Source organism: Pelosinus sp. IPA-1 (genome assembly GCF_030269905.1).
Taxonomy (GTDB): domain Bacteria; phylum Bacillota; class Negativicutes; order DSM-13327; family DSM-13327; genus Pelosinus.
This window is the reverse complement of sequence record NZ_BSVC01000006.1, coordinates 349,223-368,158: the sequence shown is the minus strand read 5'-3', so window position 1 is coordinate 368,158 and position 18,936 is coordinate 349,223. Positions and strand designations below refer to the sequence as shown.

Annotated in this window: 16 protein-coding genes; 1 reads left to right on the top strand and 15 read right to left on the bottom strand. The window is 38.5% G+C overall.

Annotated features, from left to right (window positions below; translation table 11 throughout):
• Positions 1 to 58: 58 nt before the first annotated feature.
• From xdhC to QSJ81_RS16780, 6 genes are all read right to left on the bottom strand, one after another.
• Positions 59 to 565, bottom strand: a complete 507-nt coding sequence (gene xdhC, locus QSJ81_RS16805; protein ID WP_285718510.1) for a xanthine dehydrogenase subunit XdhC — start codon at positions 563 to 565, stop codon at positions 59 to 61.
• The gene (gene xdhB / locus QSJ81_RS16800; protein ID WP_285718509.1) at positions 565 to 1,443 is read right to left on the bottom strand and encodes a xanthine dehydrogenase subunit XdhB; all 879 of its coding nucleotides are present in this window, start codon (positions 1,441 to 1,443) and stop codon (positions 565 to 567) included. The genes xdhC and xdhB overlap by 1 nt, the downstream gene beginning before the upstream one ends.
• 14 nt (positions 1,444 to 1,457) lie before the next feature.
• Complete coding sequence (gene xdhA, locus QSJ81_RS16795; RefSeq protein ID WP_285718508.1) at positions 1,458 to 3,740, bottom strand: xanthine dehydrogenase subunit XdhA; 2,283 nt, start codon at positions 3,738 to 3,740, stop codon at positions 1,458 to 1,460.
• A 450-nt stretch (positions 3,741 to 4,190) separates the two neighbouring features.
• A complete protein-coding gene (locus QSJ81_RS16790; protein ID WP_285718507.1) occupies positions 4,191 to 5,939 on the bottom strand; it encodes a sigma-54 interaction domain-containing protein in 1,749 nt (582 codons plus the stop codon).
• A 42-nt stretch (positions 5,940 to 5,981) separates the two neighbouring features.
• A complete protein-coding gene (yqeB, locus tag QSJ81_RS16785) occupies positions 5,982 to 6,782 on the bottom strand; it encodes a selenium-dependent molybdenum cofactor biosynthesis protein YqeB (protein ID WP_285718506.1) in 801 nt (266 codons plus the stop codon).
• Between the two features lie 239 nt (positions 6,783 to 7,021).
• Entirely contained in the window at positions 7,022 to 8,350 is a 1,329-nt protein-coding gene (locus QSJ81_RS16780) for a 5'-deoxyadenosine deaminase (protein WP_285718505.1), read from the bottom strand.
• Between the two features lie 154 nt (positions 8,351 to 8,504).
• Between QSJ81_RS16780 and nudC the strand changes: the two genes are divergently transcribed.
• The gene (gene nudC, locus QSJ81_RS16775; RefSeq protein WP_285718504.1) at positions 8,505 to 9,296 is read left to right on the top strand and encodes an NAD(+) diphosphatase; all 792 of its coding nucleotides are present in this window, start codon (positions 8,505 to 8,507) and stop codon (positions 9,294 to 9,296) included.
• 54 nt (positions 9,297 to 9,350) lie between these two features.
• Here the strand turns inward: nudC and QSJ81_RS16770 are convergent, their stop codons facing one another.
• The 9 genes from QSJ81_RS16770 to QSJ81_RS16730 form a co-directional block, all read right to left on the bottom strand.
• Positions 9,351 to 10,421, bottom strand: a complete 1,071-nt coding sequence (locus QSJ81_RS16770) for an ABC transporter ATP-binding protein (protein WP_285718503.1) — start codon at positions 10,419 to 10,421, stop codon at positions 9,351 to 9,353.
• Between the two features lie 2 nt (positions 10,422 to 10,423).
• Positions 10,424 to 11,122: an ABC transporter permease gene (locus tag QSJ81_RS16765; protein WP_285718502.1), complete on the bottom strand. Its 699-nt coding sequence runs from the start codon at positions 11,120 to 11,122 to the stop codon at positions 10,424 to 10,426.
• Between the two features lie 9 nt (positions 11,123 to 11,131).
• The gene (locus tag QSJ81_RS16760; RefSeq protein ID WP_285718501.1) at positions 11,132 to 12,007 is read right to left on the bottom strand and encodes an ABC transporter substrate-binding protein; all 876 of its coding nucleotides are present in this window, start codon (positions 12,005 to 12,007) and stop codon (positions 11,132 to 11,134) included.
• Between the two features lie 82 nt (positions 12,008 to 12,089).
• Complete coding sequence (locus QSJ81_RS16755; RefSeq protein ID WP_285718500.1) at positions 12,090 to 14,039, bottom strand: molybdopterin biosynthesis protein; 1,950 nt, start codon at positions 14,037 to 14,039, stop codon at positions 12,090 to 12,092.
• A 15-nt stretch (positions 14,040 to 14,054) separates the two neighbouring features.
• Positions 14,055 to 15,299 carry a molybdopterin molybdotransferase MoeA gene (locus QSJ81_RS16750; RefSeq protein ID WP_285718499.1) on the bottom strand — a complete coding sequence of 415 codons (1,245 nt, stop codon included), beginning with the start codon at positions 15,297 to 15,299 and terminating at the stop codon, positions 14,055 to 14,057.
• Positions 15,300 to 15,530: 231 nt separating this feature from the next.
• Complete coding sequence (gene fdhD, locus QSJ81_RS16745) at positions 15,531 to 16,328, bottom strand: formate dehydrogenase accessory sulfurtransferase FdhD (protein WP_285718498.1); 798 nt, start codon at positions 16,326 to 16,328, stop codon at positions 15,531 to 15,533.
• Between the two features lie 21 nt (positions 16,329 to 16,349).
• Entirely contained in the window at positions 16,350 to 16,934 is a 585-nt protein-coding gene (locus QSJ81_RS16740) for a 4Fe-4S dicluster domain-containing protein (protein WP_285718497.1), read from the bottom strand.
• Positions 16,931 to 18,322, bottom strand: coding sequence for a [FeFe] hydrogenase, group A (locus QSJ81_RS16735; protein WP_285718496.1), 1,392 nt, complete (start codon positions 18,320 to 18,322; stop codon positions 16,931 to 16,933). Before QSJ81_RS16735 ends, QSJ81_RS16740 begins: the two co-directional genes overlap by 4 nt.
• 11 nt (positions 18,323 to 18,333) lie before the next feature.
• Complete coding sequence (locus QSJ81_RS16730; protein WP_285718495.1) at positions 18,334 to 18,921, bottom strand: 4Fe-4S dicluster domain-containing protein; 588 nt, start codon at positions 18,919 to 18,921, stop codon at positions 18,334 to 18,336.
• Positions 18,922 to 18,936 lie beyond the last annotated feature (15 nt).

Here is an 18,936-nt window from a genome sequence, read left to right as displayed (position 1 = left end):
CCCTTTTAGGTACCCTCTATATAAAATGTTTTTCGCCTGCATATAGATGGTATCTAGTTTACTTATGACATTTTCCAGTACACTCCGAACCGTGCTCCTTTGCGGGTTGTAAAGCCTTTTCTGCTGCAAGCATAATATTATGATAGCCTGTGCATCGGCACATATGGCCTGACAACTCTTTTTTTATTTGCTCCTTTGAAAACACTTTTCCGCTTTCAAGCATTTCTGTAGTAGACATGACAAATCCCGGTGTACAAAACCCACATTGTACAGCTGCTTCATCAAGGAAACTCTGCTGTACCTTAGACAATTTTCCTTCTTTCGCTTCTCCCTCTATGGTTCTAATTTCCTTGCCATCCGCCCAAACTGCAAGATAGATGCAAGTATCAAAGGCCACATTATCAATAAGTACAGTACAAGCACCGCACTCACCAACAGAACATCCCTTTTTTACACCCGTCATATGAAGTTTGTTTCTCAAAACATCTAACAAGGATTCTCTTACATCTACTTCAATAGTGATTTCTTTACTATTAATTTTAAATGTAATTTTTTTTAATTGCATTATTGTTCACCTCCGGCGTTTTTAAAAGCCTGCCTGAAGGCTCTTTTGCTCAACTCTTCTACTAACTGTAATCTAAAATCCTTAGAGGCACGCCAAGAAGTTCTTGGATTAACTTCTTTTAGAGCAGTTTTCCCTACTTTTTCTATTAATTCTTCCGTAAAATTTTCACCTTTTATTAGCTGTTCCGTCTCAGTACAGCGCATAGGAATAGGAGCTGCTACACCTAAAGCCAACCTAAAGTCTTCAATTTGATTTATGCCCTTTACTTTACAAAGAGCAACACAACCTAATGTTGCAATATCCATCGCATTACGCATTGCATATTTTATATAATGTCCACCATATCCTCGATAATTGTCAGGTGTAATAAAAATAGTTGTTAGTATTTCTTCATGCTGTAAATCAACTTTACCTGGTCCTTTATAGAACTCCTTAATCAAAACAGTACGTACACCATCCGGCCCTTGAATCTCTAATCTTGCATTAAAAGCAAATAAGGTAGAAGCACTATCAGCAGAAGTAACCCCATTACAAATATTACCGCCAATGGTCCCAATGTTACGAATCTGTGGGCCGCCAATCATATCTACAGCCTCACCTAAAACAGGGATAAATTGCTGAACTATAGGATGTTTTGAGATTTTGCTAAAACTAGTACCTGAACCAATAACAATAGTTTCATCTTCTAACATAGAGACACCACTTAGTTCTTTTATGCCATGAATACTAATTAAATGAGCATCCTGCATTCGACCTTCATGTAGCTTAATTAACACATCACTGCCACCCGAGATTAGCGTTGCATTCGGGTTAGCTACTAGCAATTTTATAGCCTCCTCAATACAAGAAGCTTCTTCGTATGCTATTATGTCATACATTCTCTAATTACCTCCTACAGTAAGCCTGTAGACTTAAATTTTTCAAACAAGCGCTGTGGATTCATCGGAACTTCATATAATTTCACACCTGTGGCATCATAGATAGCATTACGAATGGCAGGAGCTGGTGATATAGCAGGCGGTTCCCCAAGAGCCTTATTACCATATGGCCCTGTAGGTTCATAAGTTTCTATAAAAGCCGTACCAATTTCAGGTGTATCTAAGGTCGTCATCAGTTTATAGTCAAGAAGATTACTATTTAATGGTTTTCCTGTTTTAGAGTCAAATAACATTTGTTCATACAACGCGTACCCTAGCGCCATACTCACTCCCCCATGAACTTGAGCATGGGCTAATTTAGGGTTAATGAGTTTTCCTGCATCATGGACATTATAGATTGCAAGAACCTCTACCTTTGCTATCGGAATATCAACTTCTACTTCAACAAAGGTACAACCAAAGGCTAAAGCGTTCGTTCGAGCATTATTCGTGACATCCGCAGTAATGGGTGCGGCAAATACAGCGTCATAATAACTATCTAATGCCACGTCGGCAATCGACATAACTTTTTCTCCGTTATGTATATAAACAACCCAGCCATCTACAAGAGTGAGCGCACTTGCTGGTATATCCGTCATTCCCCAAGCATAATTCAATACTTTCATTTTTATTTCTTCCGACGCTTTCTTAACAGCCATACCAGAAACATAGGTCTGCCTTGACGCATAGGAGCCTGTATCGAATGGTGTAATATCTGTGTCTTGAGTAGAAACCACACTAACCATATCCATTGGTATTCCGATAGTTTGGGCTGCCATTTGAGCAAAAATTGTATCACTACCCTGACCAATTTCAGTGGCACCTATCTGTAACTGAATAGAACCATCTTGATTTAGAATAATTCTGGCACCTGCAATTTCTAACCCAAAAGGATAGGTCCCAGTTTTGTAACAAAAACATGCCATCCCTAAACCACGCCGTTTTGATCCTGTTTGTTTCAGCGCATTCGTCTTTTTTTCATCCCAGCCAATTAGTTTTTTACCCAAAGCAATACATTCATCAAGTCCATTACTACGGGCAGAAATACCAGTTAGAGGGTCTACGTATCCTTCCTTGTTACTATTTTTTAAACGAAACTCTATAGGATCTATCTTAAGTTCTCTAGCAATATCCTCCATGTGGGATTCCAACCCAAAGGTAACCTGAGGAATTCCATATCCCCTCATAGCACCCGCAGCAGGGAGATTGGTATATACAGTAGTTGCTTCTCCTCTAATTGCTTTTTGACTATAGAGGTGCCTAAATTTAGTAAGACAATTAGAAACAATCGAGTGTCCGTGAGAAGCATAAGAGCCATTATTCGAAATCGCCTTTAGTTCTCGAGCGAGGATGGTACCGTCTTTCGTTACGCCTGTTCTAAATTTAAATGTAATAGGATGGCGCACCCTAGAAGCTATAAAGGTTTCCTCGCGAGAAAACTCAAGTTTTACGGGTCTTCCATGCACAACTGTTGTTAAAAAGGCGACCAGAGGCTCAACAACTACATCCTGTTTGCTACCAAATCCTCCACCAATGTAAGGTTTAATAACACGCGCTCTTCCCCAGGGGATTCCTAGCGCTTGGCCGATAATCCTTCGACAAATATGAGGGATTTGTGTCGAGGAAACTACGACAATTTTGCCGTTCTCATCGATATAAGAATAGGCACTATGATTTTCCATAGCGCAATGTTGTACCATACTTGTTACAAATTCATCTTCAAAAACATAATCAGATTCTAAAAAAGCTTCTTCCAGCTCTCCTAGGCAAAAGTCAGTTTTTTTTATGATATTTTTAGTTCCTTCATGAATTTCAACAGCACCTTCTTCTAACGCATCTGCGGCAGTTAAAATAGGTGTGTATTCCTCATATTCAATTTCGATAAGACGTAAGGCTTTTTCAGCTGTCAACTCATCTACGGCAATTACGGCTGCAATTTCATCTCCGTATAGACGTATCCGCTGGGTTAAAAGATGACGATCAGCCACATCCTGATGTTTTGGATCTTTACTATAGGGATGACCGGCTGTCGGGAATGTATGTTTGGGAACATCTGCAAAAGTTATAACCGCCTCCACACCAGACATTGCTTTTGCTTTACTTACATCAATCCTTTTTACCCATCCATTAGCAATTGTGCTACGAAAAATTTTCGCATGGAGCATATCCCTTTCAAAAAAATCATCTACATATTTTGCTTTACCGCATACTTTAGCAAATCCATCAATTCTAGGAAAATCTTTTCCCACACTTTGCATGGGTCATCACTCCTTTTTCGTAACAAAAAAGTATCTAACCATCGGAAATGAAGATTTTTCTATTTTAGTTAAATATAATGCAATAAGTATGCCAGCATTTATAGACTTGAGATTTCTCTCTTTATATAGTTAAACATTGACTCAATAGGCTAAAACGCTAGGATAAAAAAGTGTTAGACTCGAATAATAATGAACTCATGCCACCACAAAAGTTGCGTCCATAATTTACTTCATAAAGTCCATTACCAAAATGATATTTTTTATCATAATGATAAAAAATATCATTTTACACGTTTCAGTCCTTTATCTATTACAAAGCCCTTTAGAATTAGCTGTGGCAATTGTAATTAGGTGTTATCATTTTGAGATTATCTAGATAAACTAGGAACTTAACTAGGAAAATAGTACCATCTTTAGCATAGTATTAATTCTACCGATAGAATATACCAGTTATAATCTTTCATTTAACTTACGATATAAAGTAGCTATACCAATCCCTAACTGTCTTGCAGCGACTTGCTTTCCTTTCGTATTATCACCGTAAAAAGCAATTGCCTTCATGATGTGTTCTTGCTCAACTTCTCGTAAAAGACGAATAGCCCCCTCATTACCTTTTTCCCTAGTACTTTTGTATTCTCGAATATTACGCGGCAAAGTTTCCTTTGTAAGGACCCCTAAATCATCTGCCATATTAATCATAAATTCAATGGTGTTTTCTAATTCTCGTACATTACCAGGCCAAGGATACCGTATTAAGATATCCATGGTGGCCTGGTCAATTTTTCTTACTTTCTTATGAAATAAACCACAGTATTTTGCCATAGTATTTGTCACAAGCATATGGATGTCTTCTATTCGCTGGGAAAGAGATGGTACTTCAAGAGGTATGACATTCAATCGATAGAACAAATCCTCACGGAATTTATTCTCTTTAATTAACGCTTTCAAGTCCTTGTTTGTAGCGGCAATAACACGAACATCAAAGGAAATTAACTGATTCGATCCAATACGCACTAATTTCCGTTCTTGTAAGACCCGTAGCAACTTAACCTGTAAGTATATTGGCATATCACCAACTTCATCCAGGAAGATAACGCCTTTATTAGCGAGTTCAAACTTACCAATTTTCCCACGAGGATCTGCTCCTGTAAATGCACCTTTGATATAACCAAAAAGCTCGCTTTCCAATAAAGTATCTGGGATAGCTCCACAGTTTACAGCAATAAATGGCTTAGTACTTCGATTACTTTCAGCATGAATTGCCCTTGCTACTAGCTCCTTTCCCGTACCGCTTTGACCAGAAACTAATACTGTAGAATTAGAATCAGCTACTTTGCGAATTTTATTTTTCAATTGTTTAATTGCCTCAGATTCGCCGATAATGTTTTCTAAGCTAACAGACTTAGCCACATTTGTTAAGCCATATATATCTGATTTTACACTTTTCATTTCATTAAAAATAAAAATTTTATCATACACTGCAAAACCAGGAGAAACTGTCAGTAAATCCCCCATTAATTTAAACTTCTTTTGGGCAATAGTAACCTTATATTCTTCTGCACCTAACATAGAGTCTCCAGTAGGCTCTATGGCTACCTTCTCGTTGATACAAGTTGAAGTTAGTTGTAGTTGCTTTACTGCACTGTTATTGATTTGAATAATTTGGTTATTTTGATTTAAGATAAGAACACCTTTGTCGACATTATTAATCACATGCATTAATAATGTCGTAATGACCTGATCCCGTTCTCTTTCACGCTGTTCATATGCTTTAGCACTTATAAATTCGGCAATCTGCATTATAAATAATTGATAAAAGTCTATATCATCTAATAGCTTTTGTTTTTGTTCTTCATTAAAGCAAATCAAACCAATAACACCGATAATTTCATCATTTAACTTAATCGGAGTACATAGCTCCATCTTCTCCTCGCAACGTCCTTGCTTGGGACACAAGGTACAGAAAATATGCTCTCCAGGTTTTTCAATCAACTGGGTTTTTCCTGTAGCGAGAACTTGCTTATAGACAAAGCCTTCTTTAGACATATCTATGTTGATCTGGTTATTATAAATTCCAGTGCCAGAGATTCGAAATAAATTAGCATCAACAATCTCCACATCCATTTTTATAACATGGGAGATAACTTTTCCATACTGAATGACGACATCCTGAATTTCTTGCAAAATTGTTTTTTTCACAACAGCCTGCCCCCATTATTCATTTCTCTACCCCTTTTATCACTACATCTTTTTTTCTAATTCTAGTCGTTGCATCAAAGCTTCTAGGACGCCACCGCCAATTGCTCGCGCTTTATCCGAAATAGAAAAACAATGTTGTTGTACACATCTCGCATCAATATCTCCAATTTTCATACCTGCTTTAACAGTAAGACCATCTTGTAGAAGTCCCCTTAAAATGCCAGAAATCTCTGCAATAACTGGTTCTTTATTCACATGAGCCACAATTTCTCCTGCTACTACACTATCTCCAATTCTGCTAATACCTTTAAAAACCCCTTGGCAAGGAGCGCGTAAAATTCGTTCCCGGGTATAACCTCCGATTTCCCCAGGTATTCCCGTATCAGGCAAAGCCTTTCCTTCTATAATAACTCTACCTAAATCATGACCTCGCATACTTTCCACGACAGCATGTACATCAAGGCCAGCAGTAAATCCAGGCCCTATTCCTACTACAGCAGGGGCATCAGTTATTTGAGTACCAAGATTTTTTTTTGCCAATATAGCATCGACAATTCCCCACGGTTTAAGTACATTCATAATGCGACCTTGTGGATCAACCACTACAGGGATTTGTCCTTGTTTAACTACTTCTAAAGAATTTTCCATTGAGGTGTTTACAGCCACAACATTTTCTACAATAACCTGACCTGAGAAAATAACTTGCGCAAAAGCAACGGTTCTTCGAATGACCGTAGGCTGCGCTAATTCAGTCATAATTATAGGAAACCCACTACGAAATAAGCGACAAGCTATACCTGTCGCTATGTCACCAGCCCCCTTGATTACTATAAGCCTTTTCATAACAAAACCTCCTACGTTGATTATTAACCTAATATAAAAATACTTGTATAAAATCTCAAATGATAAAAATACTAACTCTTATGAGAATGTCACTAAATAAATAGCTGCTATAACTCTTATTCCACATATTACCTTTTTTCCCTTCATATGATCTCTATTCATAATTATGTTGTTCCCTTTCTAATAAAGAAAAGCCATATCCAAAGGATATGACTTCTTCCTAAATGAATTTATGTAAACTAGAAAATTCCAGCCCTCTCACTAACTCGTTTTATAGCAATATTTGATTTTTGAATAACTTGCGCCTCATCCATTGTCATCAAACAACCTTTTTCATATACAATTTTGCCGTCTACCATCGTCAATGTTACATCGTTTGCTTTGGCCTGATAAACTAATTGTGCATATATATTACTACCTTCCCAAGGGGAACAATGTAATTTACATAGATCAATTATAGCTATATCAGCTTTTTTGCCTATTTCTAAAGAGCCAACTTCTTTTTCTAGTCCCATAGCTTTAGCGCCTGCCACAGTAGCCATTTCGAATGTTTGCCATGCTGGCATAGCAGTAGGACCATAAATAGGTTTTTGAATTAAAGCAGCTGTGCGCATTTCGATAAATTGATCCAAATTATTATTACACGGAGCACCATCTGCCCCTAATGATACATGTATTCCTCTCTTTAGCATTTCTGGAATGCGTGCAATACCTGATCCAAGTTTAAGATTGCATGTTGGGCAATGAACTACCTTTACCTTCTGCCTTTCAAGGATAGTAAATTCTTCATCATCTAACCAAATACAGTGGGCCAAAATTAAATCCTCATTCGCCAGGCCTAAATGATTTAGATACACGATATTGCGCATATTGCGTTCCGCTTGAACAAGAGCAATTTCCCCTTTGTTTTCTGAAGCATGGGTATGTATTTTAACCTTATATTGTTTCGCTAACTTAGCAACCTCTACTAATAATTCTTCCGTACAAGACACTACAAATCGAGGTGCAAACGCATACTGCAATCGTCCATCACCTTTTCTATGCCATTTTTCTAGTAAATCAACACTTTGTTGCAAGGAATCATTACTTTTCTCCATTAAGCTTTGAGGCACAGAGTTACCACTATCCATCATACACTTACCACTTACTGCTCTTATTCCTGAATCTAAAATAGCCTGAAAAGCTGATTCCGTATGGTGTACTGTCTCCATATCAATGATCGCTGTCGTCCCACCGCGAAATAATTCACCAATACCAAGTAAAGCAGACCAATAAACAGATTCGGAATCATGTGCACCTTCCAAGGGCCATATTCGCAGTTTTAACCAATCCATTAGTTCTAAATCATCCGCCTGGCCTCGAAATAGAGTTTGACACAAGTGAACATGAGTTTGAATTAGTCCAGGAATAATAATTTGGCCGCCAACATCTATAATCCGATCTGCATTTACATCAAGTTGTCCAATGTCTTTAATATAAGTATCTTCAATTAATATGTCACCCTGTACAATTTCACGATTAGAATTCATTGTCACAATCACAGCATTTTTTAACAACGTGGTTGTCATACAATTCCCTCCTTAGTAAAATCTAATACCATCCCTAAGTATACCAGTGAATCATACTAAAATAAACTAGCTAAAAATTTTGACTCCATTCTATTGGAATTTGTGATAGTATAATACCTGTACACTATAATTGAATGCTAAGGTGGTAGATAAAATGACTACGAAAAACGCTTACTGGTTTTTATTTTATAATGATGACCTTCTTATTAAAGAAGAACAAGGAATAACAACTATTCTAACCACATCGGATCTTACAACAGTACAGTTACAGCCCACTAACGCCCAATGCATAGGTAAGCTTCACGAAATGGAATGCTATGTTGCAACTTTAGATAGCGAAAGCATACCTGTTGGGTTTTCATTTAAAAAAATAAGACAGCTTTACGGAAATATGGAAGAAGAATGTTTTTGGTTTGCTTGTCGGGCTTTTCACATTACTAATTGGATGAGAACAAGTAAATTTTGTGGTTGTTGTGGGAGCACAATGACGGTATCAACCGATGAACTTGCTATGAAATGTGTACAATGCGGTCATATTGTATATCCTCGTATTTCTCCAGCCATTATCGTTGCTGTCATTAAGGATAATCAAATTCTCCTAGCACGCTCCAATCGATTCCCACCTAATCGTTACAGCGTTATTGCCGGATTTGTTGAGCCAGGAGAATCACTAGAAGACTGCGTACAACGAGAACTAAAAGAGGAAGTTGGCGTAGAAGTACATTCTATTAGCTATTTTGGTAACCAACCATGGCCTTTCCCTGACTCTCTTATGATTGCGTTTACCGCTCAATGTTCAACCGAAGAAATAACCATTGATAATCAAGAAATCGTTGATGCTGGTTGGTTTTCGGCACATAACCTCCCAGATATCCCCGACAAACTTAGCGTAGCGAGAAAATTAATTGACTGGTTCGTAGAAAACCATCAACATAATCCAGCTTAAAGAGAGTACAAAAATACCCAAGTTAAAATAACTTGGGTATTTTTGTATTCTCTTCTAAATCAAATGTACTTCCGCTGGGTCAAATACTAATTTAATTTTATCGTGTGTATGAAGATTGCTCGTAATATGACTTCGGGGCAGCCGGGCTATCACATTACCTTTGCCTATTTTGACAATAACCTGATAGACTCCTAATCCTGGTACGATTCGTTCCACTATTCCTTCTAATTTAATCCACTGCTCCTGCTGCCCCGAATTTCCTTCGCAAATATAAAGAGAATCCCCAGGCAGGCAGCACACTGTGACAGAATCCTTTACTTCCCCATAAAGAGTGAAACTAGTTCCATTAGTCAATTTTATTAATCTGTTTTGGTCATTTATTTCTATGTGACAAGGAATAATATTGTCCATACCTACCAATTTTGCTACTTGTTGATTAATCGGCCTACGAAGTATAACCTCTGGTTTGTTATCTTGTACAATACTACCAGCAAACATTACAATTGCCCGTTCAGCAAACTGCAAAACATCTGTAAAATCATGACTAACCAATAGTACGGATATTCCTTTTCGCTGCGCTAGCCGTCTTATCTCTCCTATCATCTCTTCACGTGTGGCTTTATCTAAAGAAGCAAAGGGTTCATCTAATAGTAAAAGTTTTGGAAGAGTTACTAAGGCACGGGCAATAGAAACTCGCTGGGCTTCCCCTCCAGACAAAGAACGAGCTGGCCGATCTGCCAAATGATCACAACGAAAATCGGCCAATGCCTGATAGACCCTTTGCCTTATTTCACTTGTCGCCATTCCACGAAATTTTAGCGGTAAGGCTACATTGTTAAATACAGTATCATTTAAGAGCAATGCATCTTGAAATACCATGGCACATTGACGACGTAAAGTAGTTTTATCCACCTTACTACTATCTTCCCCAAATAAAAGTATTTTCCCTTGATAAGAATGCAATAGATTAATAACTTGTAAAAGAGTACTCTTTCCAGCACCATTTGGCCCAACTACAGCGACTAATTCACCATGCTTCATACGGAAATTGTTAATATTTAGTACGTTCTTGCGTGTTTTTCGATCTACATTTACGTGCTGCATGTCCAATATACACTCATTCATCCTTAGTCACTCTTTCCTTTATGCTGCAAATAAGTCAACATAACTACAATACTATACGCAATCAATAATAGAATCATACTAATTGCTAAAGCCAAATCATAGTTACCCTTACCTACTTCCATAACAGTCGCTGTCGTCAACACTCTTGTTTGCCCCTTAATATTGCCCCCTACCATCATAGAGGCCCCTACTTCCGAAATCACGCGACCAAATCCAGCAATTACAGCGGCCATTAAGCCTAGACGTGCCTCTTTAATCAAGAGCCAGCTTGCTTGCCAGCGAGTAGCCCCTAGCGATATAAGTTGCCAACGAAGTTTTGGATTAAGACTAACAATAGCAGCAAAGCTCAAACCAATCACAATAGGAGTCGCAATAATGGCTTGGGCTATAACCATCGCTAATGGTGTATACATGAGACTTAGTTCTCCCAAAGGTCCATAGCGCCATAAAAATAAGCTAACAACTAAACCAACTACTACAGGCGGGAACCCCATCCCAAAATTAACGATACTATTGACGGCCTGCTTGCCATAGAAATCTTTTAAAGCTAACCACAAACCTATAGGAATTCCTATTAGTACACTTATGGCTGTTGCTATTCCTGATACTCTAATCGTAAGAATTGCAACCTCTAGGACTTCACTATCACCACTGAGCAGAAGTTGCAATCCTTGGATCAATCCTTTGACAATCATATCCATAAAATTCCTCTATAGCCCAAAATCCTTTTCTGTTTTACCACCATCGGCAAAAAATAATGGTTGTCCAAATTTCTCTTTCCCAAATCCTGCAATCAACCCTTGACCTTCACTTGATAATAAAAATTCACTAAATGCCTTAGCACCTGCATTATTTACTTTAGAAAATTTCTCAGGATTTACTTCCATTACGTGATAAATATTAAGCAATGTGGCATCGCCTTCTACAAGAATTTGCAAAGAAAGATTTTTCTTTTGTGCCAAATAAGTAGCCCGATCACTTAAGGTATAGCCTTGTTTTTCATCTGCAATTTTTAGAGTTTGCCCCATTCCTGAACCGGCTTCTTGATACCAGGCTCCAGATGGTTTGATCCCTACTAATTTCCATAAGCTCTTTTCCATTTTATCTGTTCCAGAATCATCACCACGAGATATAAATACAGCTTCTTTATTACCAATTCCGGTCAAGGCATCCTTAGCCGATTTCCCTTTCGTTTGCGCCATATCATTCGTTGGCCCCACGATGATAAAGTCATTATGCATTACCAAAATACGATGAATAGCTGCGCCACTATCTACTACCTTTTTTTCTGCAGCTGGCGCATGGACCAATAATACATCAGCCTCGCCTTTTTCCCCCATGGCTAACGCTTGTCCAGTGCCAACAGCAATTGTTTTTATTTTGTACCCCGTTTTCTTCTCAAAAGCAGGAATTAGAATATCCAGCAACCCACTATCTTGTGTACTTGTTGTAGTGGCCAATATTACATCCTTATTTACAATTGTTTTCCCAGCATTCGTCTCTGTCTTTGATGGAGCATTTCCACACCCGATAAAAAAAATAGTAGTAACAATAAGTAAACAAACACCGATAAACTTACGCATCATATTCCTCCTACTTTGTATATTCATTATTTAGCCCTTGAATAAGTGCATAACGAGCAGATGAAGCTATTTCGCTATACTAAGTTTAATTTTCTTTAGAAAAGTGAATTAGCTTTCCTGCATCGCGTAGATCATAGCCACCTAAGGATTCCACCTCATAGCGAAATTCTGGAGACTGTAAAATATCTATGATGATGTTCATATGTTCATCATCAGTAGAAAAATTCAAAATCAAATCATATTGTTCTTGTGATACAGGTATAAAATCTAGTCCTAAAGCATGCGCTGCTGCCTGAACACCAAGACCAGTATCTGCTGCTCCTGCTATCACCGAAGCTGCTACAGCCATATGGGTTCCCACCTCTTTTTCGTATCCACGTATTTGACTAGAATGAATTGTACTTTTTTTGAGTTCATAGTCAAGTAACATTCTTGTACCCGAACCACGTTGCCGATTGATATAAGTAATTTCAGGCCTTGTCAAATCTTTTAATCCTTCTATCTCTTTAGGATTATTCGGTAAAACCATGAGCCCTTGCTGCCGCATGGCAAAATGAACTAAATGCAAATTTTTGTTGGGCAAGTATTTTTCCATTTGAGCCTTATTGTATTGCCCAGTTTCTTCATCTAGTAAATGAATCCCTGCAATATGGGCTTCATTATTAGCGATTGCCATAATTCCCCCCATGCTGCCAACATTAGCGCATGATAAATATACATTTTCCCTACGTCTTCTCAAAAAAACACCTAATAATTCTAAGGCCAAATCATGACTGCCAACTGCTAGAATTGTATTGGCAGGTTTCGCTTTGTGCAATAGGTTTACCGGCAGCACTGTCCCTGCTGCTAGTCCTAAATTACCTCGTCCAACACGAATTATGCCTTGTGCTTTGGTCAATGAAGAAATTAAGCCTGCACCGCGGCTTAGGGGTGCAGCCACCATTTTGCCTTGTACATTTCCAACCGATACCCTTACGTATTCTTCCACACCAAGAGTAGAAGCTATTTGCTTAACTAATGCTGCCTCTATTTTATCCTCTTCGTATGGTGGCAGTTTTTGCCTTGCAACTAAAACATTCCGAATAAATAACTCAGCTGTTAACATGGCGGACACAGGATATCCCGGTAAACCAATCACTGGTTTTCCTTGACAGATTGCTAGGATAACTGGCTTTCCTGGCTTTATTGCCACACCATGCACTAACACTTCTCCTAGCTCGGATAGAACTGTCGAAGTATAGTCTTCCCTGCCTGCAGAGGTACCAGCATTTACAATAACCATATCATTAACTTGTAAGCTAGCGAAAATTGCTCTCTTAATTCCATGAATATTATCTTTAACAATATTCATTCGAACTGGCTCGCCTCCCCATTCGGCTACTGCCGCAGAAAGCATATGAGAATTAACATCTAAAATGACACCAGGTTTTAATTCTTTACACGTAGCAACAATTTCATCACCAGTTGGAATTACAGCTACTTTAGGTTTACTCAAAACTTCGATTTCTTCTACTCCTGCAGCTAATAGGGCTGCAATATCAACAGGCGAAATTACGTGGTGCTCAGGTAGTACCAATTCATTCGCAACTATATCCTCACCAATAATGCGTACATGCTGCCACGGTGCTACAGCTGCAATAATTTCCGCCCCACCATCTACAAAGTATACATCTTCCACCATTACCACTGCATTTGTACCTAGTGGCATTAGATCCCCAGTATCAACTACATAGCAACAGTCAGATGAAAAAGTTTGCTCTTCAGTAAGTAGCGTAAGACGTTTCGGTTCATTCTCCTGGGCACCAAAAGTATCTGACGCCCAAACAGCAATTCCATCCATAGCTGCACCATTATAATGAGGTACAGATTGTTTTGCGTAAATAGAACTAGCTGTTACTCTCCCTCTTGCGTCTCCAACCAATATAGTTTCCCTAGGAAGATTTTTGAAAAAACCACATTCAGTTAATTTTTGATACCACAATTCTTGCGCTTGCTCACGCTGCAAACAATTCAGATATGCTTTATTCTTATGCAAATTTTCCCTCCTCCTTTAATCTTCTTGTTTGTCGAGCAAAACTTCTACAATTTCTCCACTATAAATTCCACTTTTATCTGCGGGAATATGTATTGTACCATCAGCTTGTGCCATAATACGAATTAACCCTGATTTTCCTAAAATAGGGGTTGCTTTATACGTTCCGTTTTCTTTTGTTAACTTTACAGTAATAAAATCGTCCCGCCCTGGCGCAGAAGCGACATTTCGAGCTAGGCATGCTGGAATTCCAAAAGGCTCTACATTTTGTTCAAACCCCATTAGCTTTCTCACGGCTATCTTAACCAACTGTTTGCAAACCGTCATGGCAGCAGCTGGATGTCCTGGTAAGCCAAATACTGGCACATCATTTGTCATGCCAAAAATAGTAGGTTTGCCAGGTTTAACAGCGATACCATGTATTAATACCCCTGGAGTGCCAAGAGCATCAATTGCCTTAACCGTATAGTCTCTTGCTCCAACAGAGCTTCCTCCAGAAATAAGTACGAGTTGATAAGTATCTACCGCTTTTGATAAAACGGAAAGAAATTTTTCGTAACTATCCTTTACGATCCCCATTTGTGTTACTGCGCAGCCCATCTCCAATAACAAAGCACCTAATGCATAGGAATTGACATCTCTAATTTGACCAAATTTTATAGGCTCCTCAATACCAACTAATTCATCACCAGTCGAAATGATCCCTACTTCCAGTTTCTTATATACTGAAATGTTAGCATACCCACACGCAGCGAGCATCCCAATATGTTGCGGACCAATACTCTGTCCTTGCTTTATTATAGTAGCCCCTACTTGAACATCTTCCCCCTTTTCAATCACATTTTCTCCGGGGGCAACCATTCTTAATACCAATAAATTTTTAGAATCAGGTTGTTCAACATGCTCTACCATAACTACCGCATCTGCTCCCACTGGTAACATTCCTCCCGTAGGAATAGCCACCGCATTTCCGGGAAATATTTCCATTTTACTTTCTTCTCCCATGGAAACTTCGCCAATAATAGAAAAAAGTGATGAAGCAGCCTCGCTAGCACCAAAGGTATCGGCACTTTGTACTGCGAATCCGTCTACAGTGGAGCGACTAAAAGGTGGTAAATCATTTTTTGCCACAACATCCACTGCAGCTATTCTACCCAAAGCATTTATTAAATGTACTGTTTCACTAAATATAGTACGTTTTTTAAGACTTTCAACAATTACATGTTGTGCTTCTTTAAGTGACATACACTGAAAAAACTCCACAATCACTGCCCTCCTTTCATAAGAAAAAAACAGGCACCCCATTGATCCCTTCCCCTATACCAGTAGACCGGTTGAAGACTCGTCCATCTCTGAGTGCCTATTTACCTATTTAACTATTATCATCACATAGCTGATTCATAAAAGCAAGATCTCAATTTATTAATTTCTAAATTTATCCTTCTCCACTTTATACATAGCAGTAATGGCATATAGAACTAAGTGGCATGTAGATTAAGTCGTTACTCGGTCTTTATGAGTATATACAAAAAAAGATTCTCCTTTGGCTGCTCCAACAAGAGTAATACCAAGATCTTCTGCTAATCCAATAGCTAAGCTAGTTGGCACTGCACGTGCAATAATAAGTGGTATAGCCATTTTACTCACCTTAATAAGGATTTCCGATGAAATACGACCACTAAATACAATCACCTTATCGGTAGTTGGTATCTTCATCTCTAAACATTTTCCATAGAGTTTATCGAAAACATTATGACGTCCAATATCTTCCGAGTATAGCAAAAACTCTCCCTTTGTTGCTAGTGCCCCACAATGTACTCCATGTGTCATATGATAGGTAGCTGATAATTCTTCTAACATTACAGAATAACTAAGTATTTCAGCGGCACTTATTTTTAAATTACTTTCAATGCTTTTAATCGTACGAGCATCGTTTGCAAAATAGAATCCTGTCCGCCCCCGACCACAGCAAGCTGTTAAGCACCTTTTAAGATAGGTATTTGCTACATTCGGGAAAACTGTATCTGCTTCTACCCAAATAAACCCTCGTTCACTATCTATCGTTAAATCCGTTATGGCTTCTATATCATGAATCATTCCTTCCGTAACTAAAAAGCCTAATGTAATATATTTTTCTTCGTTAGGCGAACAGAGCATTGTTACTAGCTCTTTACCATTAAGGTAAATGGTTAATGGAGCTTCCTCAGAAACCAATTGCTCAACGGCAACCAAATTACCCTCTTCTAGCTTTACTGCCGGGTATTTTTGAATTCGGTAAGAATCTTGACTCATGGATACACCTCTTATATCTTTTTAAGAATTTCCAGTGTACTTACGTTTTGCAATTTCTTGAGCACTTGAAACTCGCTTATCATGGATATTCTTTCTAATAAAATCTGGATTTACTATTACAAATGCATCTGCTGGACAAACTTCTATGCATGCAGGCCCATTGGCACGTCCTTTACACAAATCACATTTCTGCATTACAACATAGGCCTTTTTCTGTTCACCTTGCAAAGATTCTACCTTTAGTCCTACCTGAAATTCAGCCTCTCCCTCTGTAAATTTAGGTTGCATATCGATCATACCAAATGGACAGGCAAGCATACATTCCTTACAGCCAATACATTTTTCTTCAAGAACTACATTGCAATTATCTTTATGCACAATAGCGCCAACGCTACACACATTTGCGCAAGGAGCATCTTCACACTGCCTGCACTGAATCGGCATAGTAACAGAAGAGGTTCTGACTAGATTTAAACGGGAAATAAAAGGAAGGTTCATTTCATTTGCTTTTACAACACTAGTGTCCAAATGAGCAACAGAACAGGCAATCTCACAAGCCTTACAGCCAATACATTTTCCAGGATTCCCTAAAATGAAGGTATTCATTTGCAATACCCCCTTTGTTTATACTCGGTATGCAAAAGATGATGAGATTTATGACCTAGAGGCTCGCCAAGAAAATTCTTATAAATCGCTTTTATTTCAGGATTTTCATGGGACTTTCGATAAGTTTGCTCCTCATCGTGACGATAGGTACTGCTTATTCGATTCTTATATGCGATCTCAGTATCTTTGGGTAATAACACTTTAGGTTGTCCGCCACCACTAACGCAGCCAACAGGGCACGTCATAACCTCCATGAAATGAAAATCAGCATTCCCTTTTTTGATTTCTTCAAGTATTGGTACAACGTTTTTTAGCCCTGAGACAACAACTGTTTTAACCTTTACATCGCCAGCATGCACAACACCTCTTCGTACCCCTTGGCTGCCCCTAACATATTGGATATTTACATTAGGGATCGGCTCATTTGTTATTAATTCATACGCAGTACGAATAGCAGCTTCCATAACTCCACCAGTTGCACAAAATAGGTGACCAGCACCAGAATACATACCCAGTGGCTTGTCAAAATCCTCTTCTGGCAAGCTGCTAAAATCAATTCCCGCTTCCTTAATTAAATAAGCAAGCTCTCTTGTTGTAAGAACTGCATCTACATTTTGGTAGCCATCTGTATTCATTTCTGGGCGCTGAGACTCAAACTTTTTACAAGTACAAGGCATAATGGCAACACTGTATATGTTGTCTGGTTCAACTCCATCGGCTTGTGCGCCATAGGTTTTAAACATAGTTCCTGCCATCTGTTGGGGTGATTTGCAACTTGATAAATGGGGTATGAGTTCTGGATATTCTTGTTCCACAAATTTTACCCAAGCAGGGCAACAGGAAGTAAACATAGGCAGAAGACCACCCTCTGTAATACGCTGAACCAGTTCACTTCCTTCTTCCATGATTGTCAAATCCGCAGCAAAATTAGTATCATATATCCGGTTAAAACCTAACTGCCGTAGAGCGGCTGCTAGCTTTCCTGGTGCAAGACTTCCTAATGGCATACCAAATTCCTCTGCAATCGCAACTCTTACTGCTGGTGCACACTGAACCATAGTAAAGGCTTCTGTATTGGTTAAAGCCTCTTTTACTTTTGGCAAGTCACCAATATTATATGCAGCAAATATTGGTTCTTCTAAGGTTACTGGCATATTACGTTCACGCAGTTTGTCTTCACGAGAAGTTCTATATTCCTCAAATATAGAAGCATAAGCGCTGCATATTTGTATGCATTGTCCACACATTACACATTTTTCAACATTAATGAACTGAGGAGTTCCTTGTTTTCCTTCAATAGCATCTACCGGACACACTTCAGCACACCGTCTGCACCCTGTACAAAGTTCTGCATCAATTTTAATAATGTCTGTATCTTTGTCTACCATGCTTAATCCTCCTATACGATAAGATTTTTGATATTTGCGCCCGTTTTACTTGCCGTTTCTGTACACCGACGTTGTTTTTCTTTTTTAACATTCACATAGGTAAGTGCTTGACGAGGGCAAGCTTCTATACAGGCAGGTCCATTTAACCTGTCATTACATAAATCGCATTTGCTAGCGACTGCTGCTTGTTTACTACTAAGCTCTTCTTCACTATCAAAAGTCAAAAGGCTTTGAAACACTGGTTTTCCATCTTTAAAAGCAGGAGCAAGTTCGATTGCGCCAAAAGGACAAGCAATCATACAAGTTTTACAACCGATACAACTTTCTTCATTAATAATGATTTTATTATCAATTTGCGTAATAGCAAAAACAGGGCAAATATTTGCACAAGGTGCATCCTCGCAATGTCGGCACTGTATTGGCATTGTAACATCAGCGGTTTTTACCAAATATAGTTTTGGCATAACAGGAATGTCCATATTGCCTACTGTTTTTATCTCTTCACTTCTATGCGCTACAGCACAAGCTACTTCACAAACCTTACAGCCGATACATTTTTTTGGATCTGCTAACACAAATGAATTCAAATGAATACTCAAGGAAACAGCCTCCTT